The 23552-nt window shown below is 74.6% G+C and carries 16 protein-coding genes; 3 read left to right on the top strand and 13 right to left on the bottom strand.

The genetic code is table 11. From position 1 onward, the window contains the following. Nucleotides 1-194 precede the first annotated feature (194 nt). From SXIN_RS05410 to SXIN_RS05400, 3 genes are all read right to left on the bottom strand, one after another. Complete coding sequence (locus tag SXIN_RS05410; RefSeq protein ID WP_019710927.1) at nucleotides 195-2018, bottom strand: AMP-dependent synthetase/ligase; 1824 nt, start codon at nucleotides 2016-2018, stop codon at nucleotides 195-197. A 307-nt stretch (nucleotides 2019-2325) separates the two neighbouring features. Beyond that, nucleotides 2326-3153: a formate dehydrogenase accessory sulfurtransferase FdhD gene (fdhD, locus tag SXIN_RS05405; protein ID WP_019710926.1), complete on the bottom strand. Its 828-nt coding sequence runs from the start codon at nucleotides 3151-3153 to the stop codon at nucleotides 2326-2328. Between the two features lie 110 nt (nucleotides 3154-3263). Further along, a complete protein-coding gene (locus SXIN_RS05400) occupies nucleotides 3264-4268 on the bottom strand; it encodes a threonine/serine dehydratase (RefSeq protein WP_019710925.1) in 1005 nt (334 codons plus the stop codon). Nucleotides 4269-4572: 304 nt separating this feature from the next. Between SXIN_RS05400 and SXIN_RS05395 the strand changes: the two genes are divergently transcribed. Next, on the top strand, nucleotides 4573-5010 hold the full coding sequence (locus SXIN_RS05395; protein ID WP_019710924.1) for a DUF7144 family membrane protein: 438 nt from the start codon (nucleotides 4573-4575) through the stop codon (nucleotides 5008-5010). A gap of 56 nt (nucleotides 5011-5066) precedes the next feature. Here SXIN_RS05395 and putP read toward each other — a convergent pair whose 3' ends face one another. Then, nucleotides 5067-8690, bottom strand: coding sequence for a sodium/proline symporter PutP (gene putP, locus SXIN_RS05390; RefSeq protein WP_095756661.1), 3624 nt, complete (start codon nucleotides 8688-8690; stop codon nucleotides 5067-5069). Between the two features lie 509 nt (nucleotides 8691-9199). On the opposite strand from putP, the gene SXIN_RS05385 reads away from it, so the two are divergent. Next, on the top strand, nucleotides 9200-10198 hold the full coding sequence (locus SXIN_RS05385) for a helix-turn-helix domain-containing protein (protein WP_238153681.1): 999 nt from the start codon (nucleotides 9200-9202) through the stop codon (nucleotides 10196-10198). Between the two features lie 49 nt (nucleotides 10199-10247). Here the strand turns inward: SXIN_RS05385 and SXIN_RS31190 are convergent, their stop codons facing one another. After that, nucleotides 10248-10556, bottom strand: coding sequence for a hypothetical protein (locus tag SXIN_RS31190; RefSeq protein WP_095756660.1), 309 nt, complete (start codon nucleotides 10554-10556; stop codon nucleotides 10248-10250). Continuing rightward, on the bottom strand, nucleotides 10553-11770 hold the full coding sequence (locus SXIN_RS05375) for an amidohydrolase (protein ID WP_107501135.1): 1218 nt from the start codon (nucleotides 11768-11770) through the stop codon (nucleotides 10553-10555). Before SXIN_RS05375 ends, SXIN_RS31190 begins: the two co-directional genes overlap by 4 nt. 700 nt (nucleotides 11771-12470) lie before the next feature. Between SXIN_RS05375 and SXIN_RS05370 the strand changes: the two genes are divergently transcribed. Continuing rightward, entirely contained in the window at nucleotides 12471-12647 is a 177-nt protein-coding gene (locus tag SXIN_RS05370; protein ID WP_019710917.1) for a thiazolylpeptide-type bacteriocin, read from the top strand. A gap of 112 nt (nucleotides 12648-12759) precedes the next feature. On the opposite strand, the gene SXIN_RS05365 is transcribed toward SXIN_RS05370, so the two are convergent. The 7 genes from SXIN_RS05365 to SXIN_RS05335 form a co-directional block, all read right to left on the bottom strand. Continuing rightward, nucleotides 12760-14757 (bottom strand): TOMM precursor leader peptide-binding protein, encoded by a 1998-nt coding sequence (locus SXIN_RS05365; RefSeq protein WP_095756658.1) that lies wholly within the window; start codon nucleotides 14755-14757, stop codon nucleotides 12760-12762. Further along, nucleotides 14754-15509 (bottom strand): ABC transporter permease, encoded by a 756-nt coding sequence (locus SXIN_RS05360; protein WP_019710915.1) that lies wholly within the window; start codon nucleotides 15507-15509, stop codon nucleotides 14754-14756. The genes SXIN_RS05365 and SXIN_RS05360 overlap by 4 nt, the downstream gene beginning before the upstream one ends. A 124-nt stretch (nucleotides 15510-15633) precedes the next feature. Next, a complete protein-coding gene (locus SXIN_RS05355; protein ID WP_019710914.1) occupies nucleotides 15634-16566 on the bottom strand; it encodes an ABC transporter ATP-binding protein in 933 nt (310 codons plus the stop codon). Between the two features lie 97 nt (nucleotides 16567-16663). After that, complete coding sequence (locus SXIN_RS05350; protein ID WP_095756657.1) at nucleotides 16664-17809, bottom strand: site-2 protease family protein; 1146 nt, start codon at nucleotides 17807-17809, stop codon at nucleotides 16664-16666. Next, nucleotides 17806-18948 carry a lantibiotic dehydratase C-terminal domain-containing protein gene (locus SXIN_RS05345; RefSeq protein ID WP_095756656.1) on the bottom strand — a complete coding sequence of 381 codons (1143 nt, stop codon included), beginning with the start codon at nucleotides 18946-18948 and terminating at the stop codon, nucleotides 17806-17808. The genes SXIN_RS05350 and SXIN_RS05345 overlap by 4 nt, the downstream gene beginning before the upstream one ends. Further along, nucleotides 18945-21779 (bottom strand): lantibiotic dehydratase, encoded by a 2835-nt coding sequence (locus SXIN_RS05340; protein WP_095756655.1) that lies wholly within the window; start codon nucleotides 21777-21779, stop codon nucleotides 18945-18947. The genes SXIN_RS05345 and SXIN_RS05340 overlap by 4 nt, the downstream gene beginning before the upstream one ends. An 8-nt stretch (nucleotides 21780-21787) precedes the next feature. Continuing rightward, on the bottom strand, nucleotides 21788-23443 hold the full coding sequence (locus SXIN_RS05335) for a SagB family peptide dehydrogenase (RefSeq protein ID WP_095756654.1): 1656 nt from the start codon (nucleotides 23441-23443) through the stop codon (nucleotides 21788-21790). Nucleotides 23444-23552: the final 109 nt, after the last annotated feature.

The raw sequence follows: 23552 nt of genomic DNA, 5'->3' as shown, positions 1-23552 counted from the left end.
TGCGCGGTCACGCGGAGCCGCGGCACTCCCGCGGCTCCTGCCCCTGATCGGACGATCAATGACGGTCCGCGTATTCCGCGTTCCGGTAAGCGTATTCCGCGTGGCGCCGTTCCCGGGGGAAGCCGGGGCCCCGGCGGCGCCTCCGTGGCCCGTCGGCTGCCCCGGTGACCCGGCGGTGCCCGCGGGCCGCCCGTTCAGCCGCGGTACAGGGCCTCGACCTCGGCGGCGTACGCGGACTCGATGGCCTTGCGCTTGAGCTTCAGCGAGGGGGTGAGCAGCCCCTGCTCCTCGGAGAACTGGGCGGAGAGGATGCGGAAGGTGCGGATCGACTCCGCCTTGGACACCATCGTGTTGGCGGCCACGACCGCGCGGCGGATCTCCGTCTCCAGCTCCTTGTCCCGCACCAGCTCCGAGGCCTTGAGCCGCGGCTTGCCGCGCATCCGCAGCCAGTGGTCCACGGCCTCCGGGTCCAGGGTGACCAGCGCGGCGACATAGGGCCGGTCGTTGCCGACGACGATGCACTGGGCGACCAGCGGATGCAGCCGCACCCGCTCCTCCAGCGGCCCCGGGGAGACGGTCTTTCCGCTGGAGGTCACCAGGATCTCCTTCTTCCGCCCGGTGATGGTGAGATAGCCGTCCTCGTCGAGCGAACCGAGGTCCCCGGTGGCCAGCCAGCCGTCGCGCAGGGTCTCGTGGGTGGCCTTGGGCTCGTTGAGGTAGCCGCCGAAGACGTTCCCGCCGTGCAGCCAGATCTCGCCGTCCTCCGCGATGTGCACGGAGGTGCCGGGGACGGGCAGGCCGACGGTGCCGTAGCGGGTGCGCTCCGGGGGGTTGGCGGTGGCGGCGGCGGTCGACTCGGTCAGCCCGTAGCCCTCGTAGACGGTGACGCCGGCGCCCGCGAAGAACAGCCCGAGCCGGCGCTCCATCGCCGAACCGCCCGACATGGCGTGCCGGATGCGGCCGCCCATGGCCGCGCGCAGCTTGCCGTAGACGAGCTTGTCGAAGAGCTGGTGCTGCATCCGCAGCCCGGGGCCGGGCCCGGAGCCCGCCCCGAAGGCCCGGTCCTCCAGCGCCTCGGCGTAGCGCACCGCCACCTCCACCGCCCGGTCGAAGGGCTTGACCCGGCCCTCGGCCTCCGCCTTCCGCCGGGCCGCGTGGAAGATCTTCTCGAAGACGTGCGGCACGGCGAGGACGAAGGTGGGCTGGAACACGGCCAGATCCGGGAGGAGTTCGCTCGCCGCGAGGTTCGGCTGGTGGCCGAGTTTCACGCCGTGGCGGACCGCCGCGACCTCCACCATCCGGCCGAAGACGTGGGAGACCGGCAGGAAGAGCAGGGTCGACGGCTCGTCACCGGGCCGGGAGTGGAAGACCGGCTCCCAGCGGGTGACCATCGTGTCGGTCTCGAAGAGGAAGTTGGCGTGGGTCAGCACGCAGCCCTTGGGACGGCCGGTGGTGCCGGAGGTGTAGATCACCGTGGCGGTCGAGTCGGGGGTGACGGCGCGCCGGTGGCGGTGCACCACATCGTCCTCGATATGGGCCCCGGCGGCGCTGAGCTGCCCGACCGCGTCGGCGTTGAGCTGCCACAGCCGGCCCATCCGCGGCAGCCGGTCGATCACCGAGCCGACGGTCATGGCGTGGTCCTCGTGCTCGACGACGCAGGCCGAGACGTCCGCGTCGTGGAGGATCCACAGGACCTGCTCGGCGGAGGAGGTCGGGTAGATCGGGATGGGCTGGGCGCCGATGCTCCACAGGGCGAAGTCGAAGAGCGTCCACTCGTAGCGGGTCCGGGCCATGATGGCGACGCGGTCGGCGAAGCGGACGCCCTGGGCTATCAGTCCCTTGGCGAGCGCCATCACCTCGTCCCGGAACCGCGCCGCGGTCACGTCCCGCCACACGCCGTCCGACTTGCGGCCCAGGACGACCTTGTCCGGCTCCCGGGCGGCGCGGTCGAAGACGGCGTCGGCCAGGCCGCCGGCCCGGGGCGCCGCCGTGACGGCGGGGGTGGAGATGTCGCGCAACGCATCGCTCCTCGGAACTTCGCACAGCGCGGTGACGGTACCCGATGGATCCCGATCGGCGTGAGGTTCGCACCGCAACCGTAGAGTGCGGTACATGTGCAGGTCAGGTGGGGAAATGGCGGAGCGGTGCGCTGACCTCGGCCGATACCTGACCGGAGAGTCAGTTCGTCTTTCGCCGTCTCCACGCGATCCCCGCCGGACGGGCACCGGGGCTTCACGGGGCGCCACCGCGCGGGGCGCGGCGCGGCCGGTGGCGCTCCCGGCCGCGCTCCCGTGCCCGGTCCGGGGCCGGTCCGCTTCCGGGCCCTCACACCTCGACGCGCTCCGCGCCCGCGTAGACGTTCATCGACGCGCCGCGGAGGAAGCCGACGAGGGTCAGCCCGGCCTCCTCGGCGAGGTCCACCGCGAGCGAGGACGGCGCGGAGACGGCCGCCAGGACCGGGATTCCGGCCATCACCGCCTTCTGCGCCAGCTCGAACGAGGCGCGCCCGGAGACCAGCAGCACGCACCGCGACAGCGGCAGCCGCCCGTCCTGCAGCGCCCGCCCCACCAGCTTGTCGACGGCGTTGTGCCGGCCGACGTCCTCCCGCAGGTCCAGCAACTCGCCCTCGGGCGAGAACAGTCCGGCCGCGTGCAGACCGCCCGTCCGGTCGAACACCCGCTGGGCGGCGCGCAGCCGCTCCGGCAGCCCGGCCAGCACCCCGGGCGTGACGCGGACCGGCGGCTCGTCGGCGATCGGCCAGCGGGCCGTGGTGCGCACGGCGTCGAGGCTGGCCTTGCCGCAGAGCCCGCAGGAGGAGGTCGTGTAGACGTTGCGCTCCAGGGTGATGGAGGGCACCGGCACCCCCGGGGCGAGCCGGACGTCCACCACGTTGTACGTGTTGCCCCCGTCGGCGGTGGCCCCGGCGCAGTAGGCGATGCCGGTCAGCTCCTCCGCCCGCCCCAGAACGCCCTCGCTCACCAGGAAACCGGCGGCGAGCGCGAAGTCGTCACCGGGGGTGCGCATGGTGATCGCGAGCGGCTTGCCGCCCAGCCGGATCTCCAGGGGCTCCTCCGCGACGAGCGTGTCCGGTCGCGCGCTCACCGCGCCGTCCCGGATCCGTACGACCCGCCGCCGCTCGGTGACCCGGCCCATGTGCTGTCTCCCGCCTGCGTGTCCGTCCCGACGGCCACCGTATGCCCCGGATCGGCGGCGCCGCGCGGGACGGGCGGGGTGGTTTCCGCCGCGGCCGGTTCCGGGTGCGGTCAGTCCCGCTCCACCAGGTCGCCCGGGTCGGTGTTGGCGCCGCACAGCACCACGACGACGTTCTCCCCGGGGGACGGCCGGTATCCGTACGGCTCGCCGGCCGTCAGGGCCGCGAGCGCGCTCGCCGCGCCGGTCTCCACCACCAGCCGCCGGTCCTCCCACAGCGCCCGGCGGGCCCGGACGATCTCCGCGTCGGGCACCAGCACCGACCGCGCGTCGGCGCCGAGCGCCGCCGACAGCGCCATCTCGGAGGTGCGGGGGGCGCCGAGGGAGTCGGCGGCGACGGAGTCCACCGTGACGTCCACGATCCGCCCCGCCTCCACGGCGGCGTTGAGCGCCCTGCAGTGCTCGGGTTCGACGGCGACGGTCCGCAGGCCGTGCCGGCCGGCGGCGGTGGCCACCCCGGCGAAGAGCCCGCCGCCGCCGACGGCGACCACGAGGGTGTCCGCCTCGGGAACCCGCTGCCGGATCTCCTCCGCCAGCGTCCCCGCCCCCGCGGCGATCAGCGGATGGTCGTAGGCGTGGGAGCGCAGCGCGCCGGTGGAGGCCGCGAACTCCTCGCAGGCGGCGAGCGCCTCCGCGTAGGTGGAGCCGGTCAGCCGCACCTCGGCACCGTAACCGCGCAGCCGTTCGACCTTGACCTCCGGAGCGGTGGCCGGGAGGAAGACCGTCGCCCGCGCCCCGCACCGCCGGGCTGCCCAGGCGCAGGCCAGTCCGGCGTTGCCACCGGAGGCGATGGTCACCCCGGCGGCCGGGAGGGTCCCGGCGTCGCGGTGGGCGGCGACGAAGTTCCAGGCGCCGCGCGCCTTGTAGGAACCGGTGTGCTGCATCTGCTCCAGCGCCAGCCACAACCGGTACGGCTCCGGATCCTCCCGCTCCGGGCCCGTTCCGCCGCGGGCGGCGAGGACGCCGCCCGGCTCGACGGGGACCACGCTCACCGGCCGGATGTGCCCGGCGGTCCGGTCGGCGGCCGCTTTCACCTCGGCGGGGTCGAGACGCTGCAACGGGCTGCTCCCTGCTGTGACTGCTGTGACGGTGGACGGGACGGCCGGGACGGGGCGGCCACCCGGAGTGGACACCGCCCATTCTGCGGAGCGCGGCCGCCTCGGCACAGCGGATTCCCGGGCCGTGACGGGTGAGCACCGTCACCCCCGTCACCCGCCGCCCGCATCCGGAGGCGGCCCGCCTCCGGATGCGCGGCGAGGACGCCTCTGCCTAGCCTGAAGGAGGCACGGCCCATCCCGCCGGCGGCCCGCCGGCCCGGGCGCCGCGCCGCCGCGGAACGCGGCTCATGTCCTGGAGGCAGTCATGAACCAGGCTTCACACACCACGGCGAGTGCTCACCAGGCCTCGACCCGCAACACCACGGGACCCGGCGGGAACGCCGTCTTCGCGGGCGCCGTCCTGCTGATCGCCGGGGTCCTCGGTGTCCTGCAGGGGATCGCCGCCATCGCCAATGACGACGTCTTCGCGGAGGTCGGCGACTACGTCTTCGAAGTCGACCTGACCGGTTGGGGCTGGCTCCACCTGGTGCTCGGCGCCCTGGTCGCGTTCACCGGTTACGGCGTCGTGCAGGGAGCGTCCTGGGCGCGCTACACCGCCATCGTCCTGGTCGCGCTCCATCTGGTCGCCAACTTCCTCTGGCTGCCGTACTACCCGGTCTGGGCGATCGTCATGATCGGCATCGACCTCGTCGTCCTGTGGGCGCTGAGCATCTGGACGCCGGAGGGCCGGCTCGCACCCTGAGGAGGGGCACCGCCACCCGCCGGAGCACACCGCCGGATCACACCGACACCGCCGGATCACACCGACACCGCCGGAACGGTGACGCCGTCCGGTGCGGCGTCGGAGGGCACGCCCTGTTCCGCCCAGATGATCTTGCCCTCCGCCGTGTAGCGGGTGCCCCACCGCCGGGCGAGCTGCGCGACGATCAGCAGGCCCCGGCCGCCCTCGTCCGTGGTCCGCGCGTGGCGCAGCCGGGGCGAAGTGCTGCTGGTGTCGGAGACCTCGCAGATCAGTGCCCGCTCCCGGATCAGGCGCAGGGTGACCGGCCCGGACCCGTGGCGGATGGCGTTGGTGACCAGCTCGCTGACGATGAGTTCCGTGGTGAAGAGCAGCTCGTCCATGTCCCACGCCGACAGCTGCCGGGTGACGAAGGCGCGGGCCCGGGAGACGCACGCCGGGTCCCCCGGCAGCTCCAGGGAGGCGACCCGGGTCGAGTCCAGGACCCGGGTCCGGGCGAGGAGCAGGGCGGCGTCGTCGGAGGGCGGGCCCGCCAGCAGGGCCTCCATCACCTGGTCGCCCGTCTCGCCCAGGCCCGGACGGGGGGCGGCGAGGACCCGGCTCAGCCGGGACAGCCCGACGTCGATGTCCAGGTCGTACGCCTGGATGAGGCCGTCGGTGTAGAGGGCGAGGAGGCTGCCCTCCTCCAGCGTGACGTCGGCGGACTCGAACGGCAGGGCCCCCAGGCCCAGCGGCGGCCCGGCGGGCAGCTCCAGCACCTCGACGGAGCCGTCGGGGCGGACGACCACGGGCGGGAGATGACCGGCCCGGGCCAGCGTGCACCGCCCGCTGACCGGGTCGTACACGGCGTAGAGGCAGGTGGCGCCGAGGAACGTGGCGGCCACGCTCTCGTTCGCCGCGGCCGACGGCCCCTCCTCGCGGTCCGGGTCCGGCCCCATGAGGTCGATGACCAGGTCGTCCAGATGGGCGAGCAGCTCGTCCGGGGGGTAGTCCAGGTTGGCGAGCGTGCGGACGGCCGTGCGGAGCCGCCCCATCGTGGTGGCGGCGTTGATGCCGTGGCCGACCACGTCTCCGACGGTCAGCGCGACCCGCGCGCCGGAGAGCGGGATCACGTCGAACCAGTCGCCGCCCACCCCGCTCGGCGCGTCGGCCGGGAGGTACCACGAGGCCACCTCCAGGGCGGAACCGCCGGTGAGGCCGTGCGGCAGCAGGGAGCGCTGCATGGTCTGGGCCGCGGTGCGCTCGCGGGCGTAGCGGCGGGCGTTGTCGATGCTCACGGCGGCACGGGAGACCAGCTCCTCGGCGAGGCGGACGTCGTCCTCCTCGAAGGCGCCCAGGCGCCGGGAGCGGAGGAAGACGGCCGCACCCAGGAAGACCCCGCGGGCCCGCATCGGCACGGCCATCACCGTGTGGAACCCGGAGGCGCCGGCGAAGGCCTCCAGGGCCGGGTCGTCCGTCACCCAGGACTGCCCGGTGAGGCCGGGGACCGTCTCCAGCAGGGTCTCGCCCCGGAGCAGGCAGCGTGCCGCGGGGGAGCCGGGCACGGCGCGGGCCGGTCCCGCCGGTTCCCCGGCGGCCGGTCCCGCCTCCCCGCCGTGGGTCGCCGGCTTCTGCCCGGCCCGCCGCAGGGCGGGGGTGGTGGTGAGCGGCCCGGTGGCGGGCTCCTCGCCCCGCACCACCGAGTCCAGCAGTTCGACGGCGGCGAAGTCGGCGAGGGAGGGGACGGTGTCGTCGGCCAGTTCCTGCGCGGTCAGCGTCACGTCCAGGGTGCTGCCGATCCGGGCGCTGGCGTCGTTCAGCAGGGCCAGGCGCTGCCGGGCCTTCCAGCGGTCCGTGACGTCGAGGACCATGTACCAGATCCCGACGCGCTGCCCGTGGCGGTCCTCCATGGCGAAGATGGAGACCGAGTACGCCCGGTCCTGGTGCGGATCCGTGAAACCGGGGCCGCCGAACTCGTAGTCCAGCACCGGCTCGCCGGTGTCCAGCACGGACCGCATGCGCTCCTCCAGCGCTTCCGCCTGCCGTCGCGGGAGGATGTCCGTCACCCGCCGTCCCAGCCGCCGCTCCAGCGGGGCCATGCGTTCCAGCACCTTGTTCACCCAGACGTACCGCAGATCGCTGTCGACCATGGCCATGCCGATCGGCGCCTGGCCGAGGGACGGCTCCAGCATCAGCTGGTTCACCCCGCCTCCCGGCAGCCGCCAGAAGGCACGCTGCGGGGGGCGGCCGGCCCACCGGCCGAAGAGCAGGGTGGCGGCGGTGGCGGCCAGCACGCCCGGGACCATCTCGTAGATCCCGGACTCCAGCGGTCCGAGGAGCGGATTGATCCGCTCCCAGAGGAGGACGACACCCGCGCCCGTCACGATGCCGGCCATGGCCCCGGCCCAGGTCATGCGCGGCCAGTGGAGCGAGAGGAGGACGACGGGGCCGAAGGAGGCGCCGAAGCCCGCCCAGGCGTGGGCCACGATGTCCAGCACGCCGCCGCCCTCCAGCGCGATGACGGTGGCGGTCAGCGTCACCACCACCACGGCGAGGCGGCCGGCCCACACCAGGACCCGGTCCGAGGCGTGGCGGCTGAGGAACGCGTGGTAGAAGTCCTCGGTGAGGGCGACCGAGGACACCAGCAGCTGGCTGTCCGCGGTCGACAGGATCGCGGCCAGGACGGCGATCAGCATGAAGCCCGCGATCCACGGGTCGAGCAGGGTCTCGGACAGGGCGATGAACACGGTCTCGGGGTTGGTGAGCGGCTCGTCGAGCAGGGCGATGCCCGCCAGACCGGTGAGCGACGCGCCGGTGAGCACGACGAGCACCCAGAGCGTGCCGATGCGCCGGGCCGCCGGGACGGCGCGGATGCTGCGGATGCCCATGAAGCGGGCGAGGATGTGCGGCTGGCCGAAGTAGCCGAGGCCCCAGGCGAGCAGGGAGACGACCGCGACGGCACCGAGCGGCCGGCCCGCGGACCACTCGCCGCCGGAGTAGTCGGCCCGGGAGCCCATCTCCAGGAGGGAGCCCGTCTCGCGGCCGAGTTCCTCGCTGAGTGTCCCGAACCCGCCGAGCATCACGAGGCCGGTCACCGGCAGGACGACCAGGGCGAGGAACATCAGCGTGCCCTGCACCACGTGCGTCAGGCTCACCGCGAGGAAGCCGCCGAGACACGAGTAGACGACGATCACCAGTGCGGTCAGGACGACCCCGAGCCTGAAGGCGGCGTCGAAGACCTGCTCGAAGAGGAGTCCCCCGGCGACCAGCCCGCCGGCCACGTAGAGGGTGAAGAACACGATGGTGACGGCGGCCGTGACGATCCGGAGCAGCCGGGTGCGGTCCTCGAACCGCTCCTCCAGGTAGGCCGACAGGCTCACGGCGTTGCCGGCGCGCTCGGTGTAGGTCCGCAGCCGCGGCGCGACGAACAGCCAGTTGAGGTAGGTGCCGACCGCCAGGCCGACGGCGATCCAGGTGGCGCCGATCCCGGCCGCGTACACGGCTCCGGGAAGAGCCAGGAAGAGCCAGCCGGACATGTCGCTGGCCCCGGCGGACAGGGCGGCGACCAGCGGCGGGAGGCGGCGGCCGCCCAGGGCGAAGTCCGCGAAGGTGCGGGTGCGGGGGTAGGCCCAGAGGCCCACGCCGATCACGGCGACCAGATAGACCGCGAACACGGTCACGACCGGTGCGCTCGGATTGAACATGTCCTCACCTGCGAGGCCGGGTGGGCTTGGGCGCGTCCCCGGGAGCGGTGCCGCGGCCCGCGGGGAGAACCAAGGGATGAGCGCAGATTAGCGCATTTATGCTGTCTTGATTATTTTTCGGGCGATATGCGGCCGTGCGGCGTGGGGCGGGCGGCGCTCCGTCCGGGGGGCGACGGCCGGGCCGGACGGCTGCTCCGTGCGGGTGGCGGTGGGTGGGGCGCGGTGGTGGCGTGGCGGTGGTGTGGTGGTCCTGCCGGGAAGGGCGGTGGATTGGCCGTTCCCTCAACCAACGCCTGTGGGCGGCGCGTTGAGGGGCGTAAGCTTATTGACCCGATGTCAATCAGCTGGGCGTAATACCACAAAATCCCGCATTCGGCCCGCTGGTCGCTCTCATCCCTTTCCAGGGACGTCACTTCCGCCGTTTACTGTGTGCCGAACCACTCCGGCGGCCATGGGCTCGACCCGCCATGGGCAACGGCCGGAGATGGACCGGCGGCATGGGGGCGCAGTTGGCTGGCAACGAGATGTCCGTGTTCGGGGTCTCTCCTCTGGAGGAGGAGATCTACCGGCATTTCCTGCGGAACCCGGGGACATCCCCGGACGACATCCACCTCCTGCTCCACACCGAGCGCGAACGCGTCCGGTGCTCCCTCGACCGGCTGCGCGGACTCGGACTGCTCCACCCCATGGGGGACGGCAAGCTGATCAATCCGGCGGACCCCGAGATCGCCCTGGCCCGGCTGACGGACGTCCGGCTGCGGGCACTCCACCAGGAGCTGCGTCAGGTCACCCAGTCACGCCACGTCATCGACGGTCTACGCGCGGAGCAGGGACCCCGGGCCCAGGCCGGTACGGGCATCGAGCAGTTGGAAGGGCTGGAGCAGATCCGGGACCGGATCGACGACCTGGCCTTCTTCGCCCGCGACGAGATTTTGTCCGTGGAACCGTACACCCGGCTGTCGCCGGAGAACATCGCCCGCTCCCGCCCGCTCGACCACCGCTGTCTGCGCCGCGGCGTCGAGATCCGCAGCGTGGTCCTGCGCCGGGCCCTGGACGACACCCCGACCGCGGACTATCTGCGGGAACTGGTCGCCCACGGGGCCAGGATCCGCGTGGCCTGCGACATCACCGAACGCATGCTCGTCTACGACCGGCGGGCCGCCCTGGTGCCGCTCGACCCGGCCAACACCGCGCGGGGCGCGCTGCTCGCCCGCAAGAGCGGCCTCGTCGCCAACATCGTCGCCCTCTTCGAGAAGATCTGGCAGCAGGCCGAGGACTTCACCGGCCCGGGGGAGGAGGGCGGCGAGGAGACCGGGGAAGCGCTCCCCGACTTCGAGCGCCGGGTGCTGGTGTCGATGTGCTCGGTCGGGAAGGACGAGGCGGGGGCCCGGGAACTGGGCGTCTCGGTCCGCACCTACCGGCGGTACGTCGCCGATCTGCTGCAGACGCTGGGCGCGGCCAGCCGGGCGCAGGCGGCGCTGCTGGCCCGCGAGCGCGGCTGGATCTGACGGGCCCCGCCGGGCCGCGGGTGCCCGGCCGCTCCGGACCGCCGCCGGCTCAGTTCTCCTCCGTCCGGCCGTCCTCCGGCCGGACGTCCAGCGCCCAGCCGTCCAGCGCCCAGCCGTCCAGCGCCCGGTCGGCCAGGACCCGCCGTACGGCGCTGTGCGCCGCGGCGCGGTCGGCCTCCGTGCCGTCCAGTTCCACCCGGAGCCGGATCGCGTCCTGCGCCGGCTCCGCCGTGCAGACCCGGTCCGCCGGGAGCAGGCCCAGGAGGCGCACCACCGTCGTCGCCGCCGCGGCCCCCCGGCCGTTCCGGCGGACGGTGACGAGCAGATGGTCCCGGCCGGGGGTGTCGTCGTCCGTCAACGCGCTTCCTCCTCGGCGGCGGGCAGGACGTGCAGGGCGGCGCCGGCCAGCGCCGTGATGCCGGCCGGCAGGGCCGTCCGGACGTCCGGGGCGAAGTCCGGCGCGTGGTTGGCCGGGGGCGGTACGGCGCCCTCGCGCGCGGCCCGCCACTGCCGGGCACCGGTCACCCCCAGCATCCAGTACACCGGGCGGATCCCGGTGCCGGCGGCGCCGTAGAACGGGAAGTCCTCGGTGGCGGTGGCGGGCGGCCAGTCGGTCACCCGGTGTGGTCCGAACAGCCCTTCGTGCACCCGGCGCACGGCGGCCGCGGTGTCCGGATCGGGCAGCAGCGCCGGGGACCGCGAGGCGAGGGTGACCTCCGGCTCGTCCGGGCAGCCGGAGGCCGCGCACTCGGCCCGCACGATCCGCTCCACGGCTGCCGTCACGCGGTCCAGTGCGGCATCGCTGAACGCCCTGACGGACAGGCTCAGTTCGGCCCGGTCCGGGATGACGTTGCCGCGTTCTCCCGCGTGCAGCGAACCGACCGTCAGCACCACCTGCTCCGAGGGGGCGGTCTCGCGCGCCACGATCGACTGGAGCCGCAGCACCGTGGCGGCGGCCGTCAGCACCGGGTCGACGGCGAGCTGGGGCGCGCCCGCGTGGCCGCCCCGCCCGTGGATCACCACGTCCAGTGCCGCGCTGCCCGCCATCAGCGGGCCGCCCCGGCCGTGGGCGACGGTGCCGGCCGGCAGCGGGGCCGCGTGCTGGGCGAGGACCGCGTCCGGAGTGCCGAAGCGCTCGTACAGACCGTCCGCCAGCATCGCCCGCGCCCCTTCCAGGGTCTCCTCGGCGGGCTGGCCGACGACCAGGACGGTGCCGCGCCAGGTCTCCCGGGACCGCGCCAGCAGCGCCAGCGCCCCGGACGCGGCGGCCAGATGGAGGTCGTGCCCGCAGGCGTGCATGACGCCCGCGGTGGTACTGGCGTACGGCAGACCGGTGCGCTCGGTGACCGGGAGGGCGTCGAGTTCGGCGCGCAGCAGGACCACCGGCCCGGGGCCGTTGGCCAGTACCCCGACCACACCGTGCCCGCCCACACCGCGGGTGACCGCGGCGCCGTGCCGCTCCAGCGCGGCGGCGAACCGGCCGGCGGTGCGCGCCTCGGCGCCGGAGAGCTCGGGGTGGGCGTGCAGATCGACGTACAGCTCGACGGCGGGACGCAGGATGCCGAGCGGCACCCCTTGCGGCCCGGCGGGCGGCCCGGCGGGCGCCCCGGCGGGCGGCGCTGCGGCCGGCGACGCGGCCTGCTGCCCGGCTCGCGGTCCGTTCTCCGGTACGGCCCGCGCTGTCCCGGTCAATGGATCACCTCTCCCCTCGCCCTCGTTGCCGCCGGCCTTCCGTCTCCTCCGGCGGCCGCCGGCCGGACGGCCGCGACGGTGCCGGTCCCGGGCACGCCCCCCGGCCCGTCCCCCGGTGCGGGCGGACCCTCCGCCTCCGGACGAGCTCCGTCTGTCCATCCAGCGGACGGCAGGCCCCGGGCGTCACCGTTGCCCCGGACCGCGCCGTTCTCCGTGCGCCCCGGTGCGCGGTGCCCTCTCTCCGTTCCGTGGGTCCCGGACAACCGGTTCTCCCGTGTCCCCGGCGCCACGGTGGCCACCGGGCCCCGGACTCCCGCGCGTTCCCCGTCATCCGCCGGCCGAACGGAACTCCGGAATCCCGGACTTCCGGATCCCGCGGCCTCCGGGTCCGGGGCGGCCCGCCGCCCGCCAGTGTGCGGTTCCGCCGCGTCAGGTGCTCCGCCCCCCGCTCTCACGGGGTGTCAGCGATCTGACAGCGGAAGCCGGGCCGATCCGACAGCGGCCCGCGCTCCAATGGGACCAGCGCACGGGAGCGCCGCCGGATCCGCCGGCGGGCCCCGGCAGGCCAAGGGAGAACCACATGGACGCCAAGACCGAGCTCGCCACCCTCGCCAACGACATCCTGGAGCTGGAGTCGGAGACCTTCGAGATCTCCGACTACTCGGACGCCGTCGAGGTCGTGCTCGCGGGTTCGACGTCCTCCTCCTCGACGTCCACCTGCTCCAGCACCACCTCCACCACCTCCTGCAGCGCCTGATCCACGGCGCCCCGGGCCCGGCAGCCCCCTCCGGAGCGGAATCTCCCGTACCGGAGGGGGCTGCCGGATGCCGCCGGGCGCCGTACCGGCGCGCGTGTTCACCGGACGGCCCTCACGGGAACGGGTGCGGCACGGCCCTGATCTCCGCCCCGCCCAGGTCGGTGTCCCGCCGTCCCGCCGCCCGGAGGCCGGTGCGCAGCCGCGGCATCAGCAGCGCCCGCTGCCGGCTCCAGCCGAAGTCCAGCGGCAGCAGCCCGGGAACGATGGTGCCGACCGTGTGCAGGCCCATGGCGCGCTGTTCCGGCGTCGTCTGGTCCACGGCGATGACGTCGTGCCCGGCGCGCACCAGCTCGTCGCGGAGCAGCCGCAGGTCGTCCAGCAGATCGCCGGTGCGCGGCCTCAGCTCCCGCCAGCCGGGGAACGCCTCACCGAGCGGCACGACGGCCTCGGGCTCCAGATACTCCCGGGCGTGCCCGGCCATCTCCGGCAGCCCGTAGAGCTGGGCGTGGTCCTTCAGGTGCAGCACCTTGCCGTAGTCCCGCGCCATGGCCTCCAGTTCGGCGCGCCGCTCGGCGACCTGGTACGGCAGGTGCGGGATGTACGTCAGCACCTCCGACAGCGCGGCGTCGACGGTGCCCTCCGGGTCGAACCCCGCGGCGGCGCTGAAGGAGAGCGTGCCGAGGCCGCCGTCGCGGCGCACCGCCAGGGCGGTCACCACGGGCACCGCGGTGTCCATCCGGGTGTCGAACGCCCGGACGTCGTAGCCGTGCAGCGCGGCCCGGTCGAGCAGGGTGCGGGTGGCGCCGCCCCGGCAGGAGCCGAGGTCGATCTCGGTCAGCCGGGCCCGCCCGTACCAGGCGAGCAGGAAGGCGTCCCGCTCGACGAGCTCCAGCAGCCCGAAGAGGATCGCCTCCTCCGGAGTGCCGCCGGTGGCACAGCCGTTGGAGCACTCGAACACAAAGTTGTCGGCGTCCACGCCCGCGCTGTAGTGCGCGAGCCGGGCCGGTACGAGGACGGGCCGGTCGTCGCGGAGCGAGTGGCCCCACACCCAGGGGATGTCCCGGTCGGGGTCGAACGGGCTAACGAGATGGTCCCGTTCGTAGGTCTCCGGCGCGTAGAAGCCGCACGCGGCCGGGTCCAGGACCGGCTCCCCGCGCGCGAGGAGCCGGTGGTACGAGGCGGTGACGGGCGAGGTGCCGCGCCGCCGGTGCGTTCCGGCGTACCGCTCCAGGCCCTCCAGGAACGCCAGCCGGCGGCTGGTGCCGTAGGTGTCGGCCTGCCCGCTCCACGTGACGTCGTTGAGCCCGGCGTAGCCGCGCACGAAGTGGGTGCCGGCCACCGGCGAGGTCGTGGTGGAGACCGGGTTGATCCAGGTGTCCGAACCCAGCGCGCCGCACACCGGGTTGGCGAGCGCGGACTCCGGCAGCGGATAGGCGTCCAGGGGCCGCGAGCGGTAGCCGTCCGGATCCGGCTTGGGCACCGGCCCGAGGGCCATCCGGGCGTCCTCCGCGGTGTCGGGCCGCAGCGGCACGCAGGCCGGGCAGAGCGGTTCCGGCAGCAGCGGGAAGGTCGCGGTGGCGAGCGTGCCCAGATCGACCCGGGTCACCTGCGGCAGCGCGCGGTCGGCCGGCACCGCCGACGGGGCCGCGCACCCGCCGGGCATGACGGCCCGGTAGACGGACCACACCGCGTCCAGGGCGTAGCCGGTGAGGACGGGCCAGCCGGTGGCGCCGTGCGGCGCGTGGCCCAGTTCGAGCGCCTCGCGCTCGGAGCGGCTGCGCAGCCGCTGCCAGCGCATGGCCAGGCACTGCCCGCAGGCGGCCGTCCCCTCGCCGCCCCAGGGGCCGATCAGCGCGGCCCGCGCGGTGAGCTGCACGGTGGCGCGGGGGCGCAGCAGGCCGTACGGGTCCGGCCGGCCGAAGCCGAGGGTGTCGGCGGCGCCGAGCGGCACCACCAGCGGCGCGGGCAGCGCTCGCCCGGCCCCGGCGGCTCCCGCGGGGGCCCGCTCCTCGTGCTCGTGGCGTTCGGTGAGCGCACGCTGCAGCAGGTCCCGGCCCGTCTCCAGGGGCGCCGCCGGGACGTCCGGCGCCGGGGGTGCGGTCGTCGTCATGTGCGGTCGCTCCAGCGGAAGGTCTTCAGGGCCACGGCGCCGAAGACGAGGGCGAAACCGGCGAGGACCGCGCAGGCGGTGACGATGTCCCCGGCGGGTCCTGAGCCGGTGAGCGCGGCGGACACCCCGTCGTTGAGGTAGCGCAGCGGCAGCACCAGCGACAGCGAGGCCATCCACTCCGGCATGGCGTCCAGCGGGAAGAAGGAGCCGGAGAGGAAGGCCATCGGGATCATCAGGCAGTTGGCGACGGCGGCGACCGCCTCCGGCGTCCGGGCGTACGAGCCGACGATCACGCCGATCGCCAGGAACGCCGTGATCCCGAGCACCAGGACGGGCAGCGCGAGCGGCCAGCCGCCGGCCAGGCTCAGCCCGAAGGACGGCAGCAGCGCCACCGCGACGAACAGCACCGCCTGCACGATGCCGATGCCGATGGCCAGCACGTAGCGGGAGCCCAGCACGGCCGGCAGCCGGGCCGGCGTCATCCGGATCAGCCGCAGGATGTCGTCGCGGCGCCACTGCATCAGCACGAAGCCGACCCCGAAGACGGCGGCGTTGGCGACGCCCCAGGACAGTACGCCCGGGGCGATGTAGTTGATGTACGGCTTGCCGCTCTCCTCCACGGACTTGCCGTGGAAGATCAGCCCGAAGACGACGAGGAAGAGCAGCGGGAAGGCGAAGGTGAAGAAGAGGGTGGTCTTGTCGCGGACGTAGGCCCGGTAGCCCGCCCTGCTCAGTGCGGCGTAGGCGCTCATGGGGATGGTGTTCTCCGTATCCGGTGCGGTGCCAGGCGTGCGCCGCCGGGCGGGCGGTGCGGTGTCACGGCCGCGGTGTTCACGGCCGCAGTGTTCACGGCTTCGGTGTTCGCGGCCGCGGTGTTCACGGTCGCGGGGTGTTGGTGCCGGTGCCGGTCAGTTCGAGGTAGACGTCCTCCAGGCTCGCGGTGCGCGTCTGCACCCCCTGGAGCCCGGCGAGTTCGGCGACCGCGGCCAGCACGGGACCGGAGTCCAGCGTCTCCAGCACCAGGCCGTCCCCCTCCTCGCCGACCCGGTCGACGCCGGGGATGGCCCGCGCCGCCTCCGGGGTCAGCCGGCCCGCCGGGACCACCAGGCGGGTGACGGGGCTGCCCGCGGCGATGAGGCGGCCGGGGGAGTCCAGGGCGCTGATCCGCCCCTTGACGACGATCGCCACCCGGTCGCACAGCGCCTCCGCCTCGTCGAGGTGGTGGGTGGTGTAGACGATGGTGCGCCCGGCGCTCTTGAGGTCGCGCAGCACCTGCCACAGGTCGCGGCGCGCCTGCGGGTCGAGCGCGGCGGTCGGCTCGTCCAGGAAGATCAGTTCGGGGTCGTGGACGAGGGCGGAGGCGATGGCCAGCCGCTGCCGCCGGCCGCCGGAGAGGTCGTCGACGCGCGTGCCGCCCTCGTCGGTCAGCCCGACGGTGGCCAGGGCGCGTTCGGCGGCGTCCGGGCCGGCGCCGTAGAGGGCGGCCATGGTCTCCAGGTGTTCACGGGCCGTCAGCCGGACGAAGAACGCCGAAGTCTGCGTCTGCACGCCCAGCTTGGGCAGCAGCGCCGTGTTGCGCGGCCAGGGGTGCTCGCCGAGGACGGTGACGGCGCCGGAGTCCGCCCGCCGCTGCCCCTCCATGATCTCGATGAGGGTGGTCTTGCCCGCGCCGTTGGGCCCGAGCAGCCCGAAGAACTCCCCGCGTGCCACGGTCAGCGAGATGCCGTCGACGGCCCGGGTGGCGCCGTAGGTCTTGTGCACCTCGTCGAGGACGACGGCCGGGCCGTCCGGGGAGGGAATGGGGGGCATGGGGTGCTCCTTGGTAGCGGGTGGTGCCGGCGCGGACGCCGCGGAGTACGCGGCGGACGGCGCGGGGGTCGTGGGGCGGCTGCGGCTCACCGGGCGCTCACGGTGCCGTCAGCAGGAAGTGGACGAGGACGGCGAGGGCCGCGGCGAGCGCCGCGAGGACGAGCGGCGCGCCCAGGCCGTAGAGAAGATAGGCGGTTCTGGCCCGGTGCGGATAGGCCGCCGCGGCCGGGTCCCGGCGCACGGCGAGCCGCAGGTACTCCTTGCTGGAGACGGCCAGCCCGGTGGCGCCCAGCAGCTGGCTCGCGATCTTGTAGCCGTCGAGGGGCGGGAGGGGGATCAGCATGGCCAGCGCCTGGACGCTGCCCAGGAACAGCAGCCCCGCGAGCGCGTCCCCGGTGGCGTCGTCCACCGGGGCCAGCATCCACACCGCCCAGAAGGGCAGCAGGAACAGCAGGTTCATCACCGCGCCGGCCGCGGCGGTGGCGATCCGGGCCGCCCGGTCGCCCAGGTGGAGGTAGTCGTCCACCGTGCAGTACATGATCACCACGGGGAGCCGCCAGCGCAGCCCGATCTCGGAGACCCGGCCGCCGTAGTGGCGCGCGACCACGCCGTGGGCCAGCTCGTGCAGGGCGGTGCTCAGCCACAGCAGGGTGCCCGCGGCCGTCAGCAGCACGGGGTTGAGGAACAACGCCTTCGTGCCGAGCACCAGTTCGCCCGGGCGGGTGGCGAGAACGGCCTCCATGGCGACGACCAGGCACAGCAGCGGCACCGTCCACAGCGGCCGCAGCAGAAAGCCGACGGCGCGGTGCAGGCGGCCGGTGGTGGCGTCCGCGTCGGCGACGAGCCGGATGCTGCCGCTCAGCAGCTTCCGCTCCGGGCGCGCCGGCGGGCCGGCTGCCGCGGGCGTGTCCGGGCCGGCCTCCGGGCCGCCGCCGGAACCGGCGGGCGCCCCGGCCAGCAGCCCCCGGGTGCCCAGCATGCCCAGCAGCTGCTGCCAGTTGGCGTCGGCCAGCCGGCGCCCGTAGCGGGCCGCGTACTCCGCGCCCAGCTCCTCCAGGCTGCGCGAGCCGTCCATCCGGGAGATCAGGAAGTGCTCCTTCTCCCCGACCTTGAAGGACAGGCCGCTCTCGGTGTTCTTGATCAGATGGACGGTCGCCGGGCCGTGCAGCAGGGCGCCGCCGACCAGCACCCCGGCCCGCAGCTCGGGCCGGTAGCGCCGGGGGACGGCCGCCGGGGCGGTCATGACCCGGCCTCCGCCGTTCCGGGACGGGACTCGCGCAGGCAGCGGCCCAGGACGTGCGAGAGGTACGCCTCGTCCCGGATGGTCACGTGCAGACGGTTGTTGGTCATGTGCATATACGGGGAGAGCAGCAGTGGCAGCGCCACCGCCGGGTCGGTCACCTGTTCGTCCCGCTCGCCGTCCCAGGACCGGAACACCAGCTCGCCGTCCGTCGCCAGACGCACCGCACGGTCGCGCAGTTCGGCGCAGTGCTCGGCCCAGCCGGCGAGGAAGGCGGGCAGCCGCGGGGCGCCCGTGCCCGCCGCGGAGTCCGCGGACCCCGTGCCCGCCGTCCCGTCCCCGGCGACGGCGGCGCGGATGCGCGCGAACTGCGCGGCCAGGGCGGGTGCCGTCGCCGCGTAGTTGCGGTCGTACTCCTCGGTGCCGATGAAGCCGGTGCCGGGGAAGGCCCGGTGCCAGAACTCGTAGTAGCTGTCCAGGTAGCCGGCCAGCTCCCGGTCGCCGGGGAGGAAACAGCCGGACATCACCATCATCAGCTGCGCCGAGGTGCCGAGCAGCACGGTCCGCAGATGGAGGTTCTTGGTGCGGAAGGCGTCGGCGACCAGCTCGCTGGAGTGCCGGAAGTGCCACTCGGCCAGCTCGATCCCGGCCGGCCCGCCGTACTTGCCGTACTCCGGCTCGTAGGGCTCCGCGTGCCGGGAGTTGTTGGGCCGCAGCCGCATCCGGCCGTCGCCGTCGAGATACGGGGCGCGCTCCCCGCCGGGGAACTCGATCTCGAAGAGGGTGTTGTAGAAGTCGTTGAGGAAACCGGAGTCCACCTCGTAGAGCGCGGGCCGCTCGGCGAGGAAGGCGTCGATGGCCGCCCCGGTGCGGCGCCGCACCTCCTCCGCCGCCTCCGGTGAGGACGGCTTGACGCGGAGGCGGACGTGCGGGCCCTCCAGCCAGTAGTTGATGAAGAACCAGTTCGCCAGCAGCCCGTCCGCCGCCAGCTCGTCCACCAGCGGGCGGACGCACTGGAGCAGCAGGGGGCGCGGGTTGGCGGCGTAGAAGATGTGCGTCGCCTGCCAGGCGCCGGTCCCGGCGTTGCCGGCCGTGGAGGCCGTGGATGCCGTGGAGGGCGGGGTGGTCTCGGTGGCCGTCATCGGGTGCTGCTCCTCGGTCGGGTTCGGGCGGGCGCGACGGCCGTCTCCACGGCCAGCTCGGCGACATGGCGGCCCCGCCCGGAGACGGTGTGCAGTTCGTCCTCGTCGGGCAGCGCCTCCCGGAACACCACCCGTGCCCCGGGGGACTTCACCAGCGCCTCGAACGCCGCCAGCGACAGCGGGCTGTCGAAGTCCAGGTACTGCGGCTTCGCACCGGTCGCACCGCGCGCCCCGCTGTCGGACACGGTGGCGAACACCCGGTCCGGCAGCCCGTGCGCGCGGCGGAAGCGGTGCCACTCCAGGAAGCGGTCCGCCTCGGACTGCCCCGGCGGGCGCTCCGGCAGGGCGGAGGCGGGGGCGCTCCAGCTGCGCCGGCTGAGCACGAGGCCGCCGTGCCGTACCCGGGGCCGCGCGGTCACGCCGTCCACCGGCTCGCTCTCCGGTACGCCGCCCCAGACGTTGAGCGGGGCCATGGAGGTCGGCGACAGCAGCAGCAGGGTGCGCGGGAGTTCCGGCAGCGCCAGCGGCACCAGATAGCCGAGGTAGACCGGGATCACCTCGCGGCCCAGCCGCGCCGAGCGCAGCACGAGCCGGTCGGCGCTCTCGTCGTGCTCGACGGACAGGTCGTCCAGGCCGAGCCGGAACTCCTCCGGCAGGGTGCCGGTCTCGCCGGGGCAGACGATCTCGTACTCGGTGAGCCGCCCGTGCAGATTGAGGTTGCTGGTCACCGGGCCGCCGGTGACCTCCGCGAACACCGCGCCCTCCGGGCAGACTTCGCCGGCGGCGCGCAGCAGCCGCTGCTCCAGTCCGTCGAAGCAGTGGGTGAAGCGGCTGAACGGGAAGGACAGCCCGCCGTAGGAGCGGTTCAGGACGAGGAGGGGGCCGCCGGCGTCCGCCGGGCGGTCGGCGATCTGGACGTGGTGGCTCATCGGTGCGAAGTCCGGTGCCACCGGCGCCAGTTCGGCGGCGATCTCGTCGATGAGGGCCTCGTCGAGGACGATCTCGCCCCCGGCCGCCGCCGCTCCGTCCCGGCCCCCGGCACCGTCCCGCGCCTCCCACAGGCCCCGCATCCGCTCGGTGAAGGTCTGCCGGGCCGTGTCCAGGGCCTTCAGCTGGGGCAGCCCCAGCCAGTTGACCTCCGGTACGTAGCGGCCGTCCGCGTCGTAGGAGGTGTGGCCGGCGGTGAAGGTCATGTACTGGTCGAAGAAGTCCTCGTGGAAGTCGTGGACGAGCTTCAGCAGGTCGTCGCAGCGGCCGCCCTGCCCGAAGCGGGCGAGGAAGAAGCCCTTGAAGGTGATCCGCTGCGGCAGGGTGAGGTCGAACGCGGGCAGGATCCTCTCCACGGCGCCCAGCGGCCCGGCGGCCAGCTCCGTCCAGGCGGCCGCGTCCAGGGTGGTGCTCCGGCCCGCCGCCGCGTCCTCGTAGAGCACCGTCTGCGGCACCTTGGCCCGCTCGGACCCCAACTCCTCCTGCACGGCGATCAGTTCGCGGCGCAGCTCGGTGAGGAGGGTGCGGCGCGCGGCGGGTTCCGCGGCGGCGAAGCGGTCGACGAGGGAGACGGGCCCGCCGAGCCGGTCGGCGAGCCGCGCCGCCCACGGCCGGTCCAGGCCCCGCAGGGACCGCTGGAACGCCCGCAGCGGGTCGGTGTCGTGCACCTCCGTGCGCAGACACGGCACCTGCACCATGCCGATCCGCAGCAGCGCCTCCAGATACCGGTCGCACTCCTCCGCCGAGGCGCCCCGGTCGGCGGCCAGCCACGCCGACAGCTCGCCGTAGCGGACGGTGCCGCGCTCCTCGAAGAGGCCGAGCAGCCGCTCCAGGGTGCCGGTGCGGCGCAGGAAGAACAGCCGGTCCTTCACGGCGTCGAAGGTCACGGCCGTGTCCTCGTCGCCCTCGGTCACCCAGCGGCGCACATAGCGAACCCGGTCCGCCTCCCGGCCCCAGCCGGAGGCGGGGGAGACGGGCAGATCGGCGCGGCGGGCCGGGTCGGCGAGCACGGTCTCGGCGAGCCGCCCGAGGGCGGCGACGTTGAGCCGGGCGTGGCCCGTCCAGGGGGCGCCGGCGCGCACGGTGAGCGCGCTGTCCCCGCCGTGCCGCCCGTCCCCCTCGGCCAGTTCGCCGAGGGCGACCCCGGTGAAGGTCGAGAACGGACTGGTCTTGCAGACCGTCCGGTAGAGGTACGACAGCAGCGAACGTTCGATCTTCCGCTGTTTCTTGCCGGGGGGACCGCCGGGGGAGTCGCCGGCGGTACCGCCGTCCGCCGCCCGCAGCCGGCCGTCGAGCTGCGCGTCCAGGGCGGGGGAGGCCAGCAGCAGGCCCTTGCGCAGCCGCTCCTCCTCCGCCAGCCGGCGCAGCGCGGCCCGGCTCCGCGCGGTCTCCCCGGCGAGCAGGGCCGCGCCCCCGGTGCGCTGCTCCTCCAGCCGGCGCCGGTCGCGCAGCCAGCCGGCGAGCGCCTCCCCGGCGGCCCCGTCCACCCCGGCGACCAGGGCGAGGGCGGCGTCGCCGTCCCGGGGCAGCCGGTTGTTGTAGACCTCGCGGCGCAGCTTCAGCAGCCCTCGGCGCACGGTGTCGCTCTCCGCGGCCGGGTGGCCGCCGACGAGGTCGTGCAGCCGGTCGCCGACGGCCTCGCCCTCGGCGCGCAGCCGGTCCGTCTCGCGCAGCACGCTGTCCGCCCAGCGGCGGCTGCCGGGGCAGCGCAGCTCCCGCAGGGTCTCCACGGGCAGTCCCGCGATGCGCAGGACGAACGGGCCGTCCGCGCGGCCGGGTTCGGCGGGCTCGCCGGCTGCCGCGGCGGGGTTCGGCGGGGCGGTGGTCTCTCGTCCGGTGTCCATGGCCGCCCTCAGGCGATCTCGTACCGGAAGTCGGCCGGGGCGGGCCGTTCATGACCGATCATCATGATCAGCAGCGGTGACTCGCCCGTCTCCGCCAGGCCGAGTTCCTCGATGTACGAGATGTTGTCGAAGCCCAGCGCCACACCGCAGCCGAGGCCGAGTGCGGCGCAGGCGGTGTAGAGCGTCTGCGCGACCGCCCCGACGGCGGCGTTGACCACGCGGTAGCCGCGGTCGCCGACCGCGTCGAGCACGGCCGCGGTGCGGACCGCGGGCACCAGGACCGCACCGGACTGCTCCAGGTTGTAGTTCGCCAGGAAGTAGTTCTTCTGCAGGAACTCCCCGGGCCGGCCGGGCTTGACCAGCCGCAGCGCCCGCCCGGCCGGGTCGTACTCGTACGCCCCGGGCTCCAGGCCGTCCACATGGTTGACGAAGGCGTAGAGCTTGGTGAGCGGGGTCTCCCCGGTGCCGGTGTCCCCGCCGAGCACGGAGCCGGCGGAGGCGGCGGCCAGACAGGCGGCGAACTGGTCCGCCGCCACCGGCCGCTGCGCGTCGAAGCGGCCGAAGCTGCTGCGCCGCGCCCGGAGCGCCGAGCGCACGTCGGCGGCGAGCGGCCGCGGCGCGGGCAGCGGGCCGACCGGCCGGTCCGGGTCCGGGGGCGGGGCGGCGGCCGGGGCCAGCGCACCCGGAGCGGGCCGGTCGGCGGCGTGTTCGGCCGTGGCGGCCTGCATCTTCAGCAGGGCGTCGAAGGTGAGCACGGTGCGGGACCGCTCGGCGTCCCGGTGGCGCACGGAGACCGGGGCGGCCGGGGCCGGGGCCCGGCCGGCCCCCGGACCGGGCGCGGTGCCCTCCCACCGCAGCGGGACGACGGCGAAGACGCCCTCCTCCTCGGTGCGCACCCCGAGCAGCCGGGCCAGCCGCTCCTCGTCGAACCAGAACGCGGGCTCGACGGCGAGTCCGCGCGCCCCGGCCCACAGCCGCCAGGTCTGCACGGCGGCGCCGAGGTCCATGGACACGGCGTGGAAGGAGAAGCTGTTGTACTTGAAGGCGTTCTGCCAGTACTTGACGCCGAGGACGAGGTACTGGTCGGTGGCCGGTCCGGGCGCGCCGCTGCCCAGCGCGGCCCGCACCTCGCCCGAGACGTCGCCCGTGAGCAGCCGCTGCATGGCGTGGTGGCGGGTCGAGTAGTAGTGCACCCCGGGCGGCACCGGGCCGCTCCGTCCGGAGACCCAGTAGACGCTGACCGGGTAGAGGCCGCCGCCGGAGGCCGAGCCGCGCGACCAGTTGGCGAGCGGGTAGTACGGCAGCGCGCCGAGGTCCGTGTTGGCCTGGACGCCGAGGCGGCGGCCGGTCAGCCCGTAGGAGTCGCGCAGCATGCCCGACAGGGCGGCGAGGTCGAACGGCCGCCCGGCGCCCGCCCCCTCGGTCCCGCTGTCCGCGCCGTCCCGCTCCCCGGGCGTCGGCAGCACCCCGCCGAGAGCGGCGAGGCCCCGGTCCAGGCAGGCCGCCGCCGGATAGCCGGAAGCGGGCAGCGGCAGGCTGTCCGCACCCGGGTAGAACTTCGCCTTGCGCGGGCCGTCGGCCCAGTCGGGGACGAAATCGGCGGGATCCATCGGGACCCGCCCGCGGTGCATGATCGCGGTGGCGTACTCCTGGGCGTATCCCACGGTGTGCCCTGCCTTTCCTGCTGCCTCTTAAGCTGTCGGGCCCGGCCGGCCCGCCGGGCCTGGCGCGGGCGTGGCCGGTCGTCTGCCGGTCGTGGTGCGCCCTGCTGCG

This window comes from Streptomyces xinghaiensis S187, assembly GCF_000220705.2.
Classification (GTDB): Bacteria; Actinomycetota; Actinomycetes; order Streptomycetales; family Streptomycetaceae; genus Streptomyces; species Streptomyces xinghaiensis.
The sequence above is the reverse complement of the archived record's forward strand: the minus strand, read 5'-3'. Positions and strand labels throughout refer to the sequence as shown.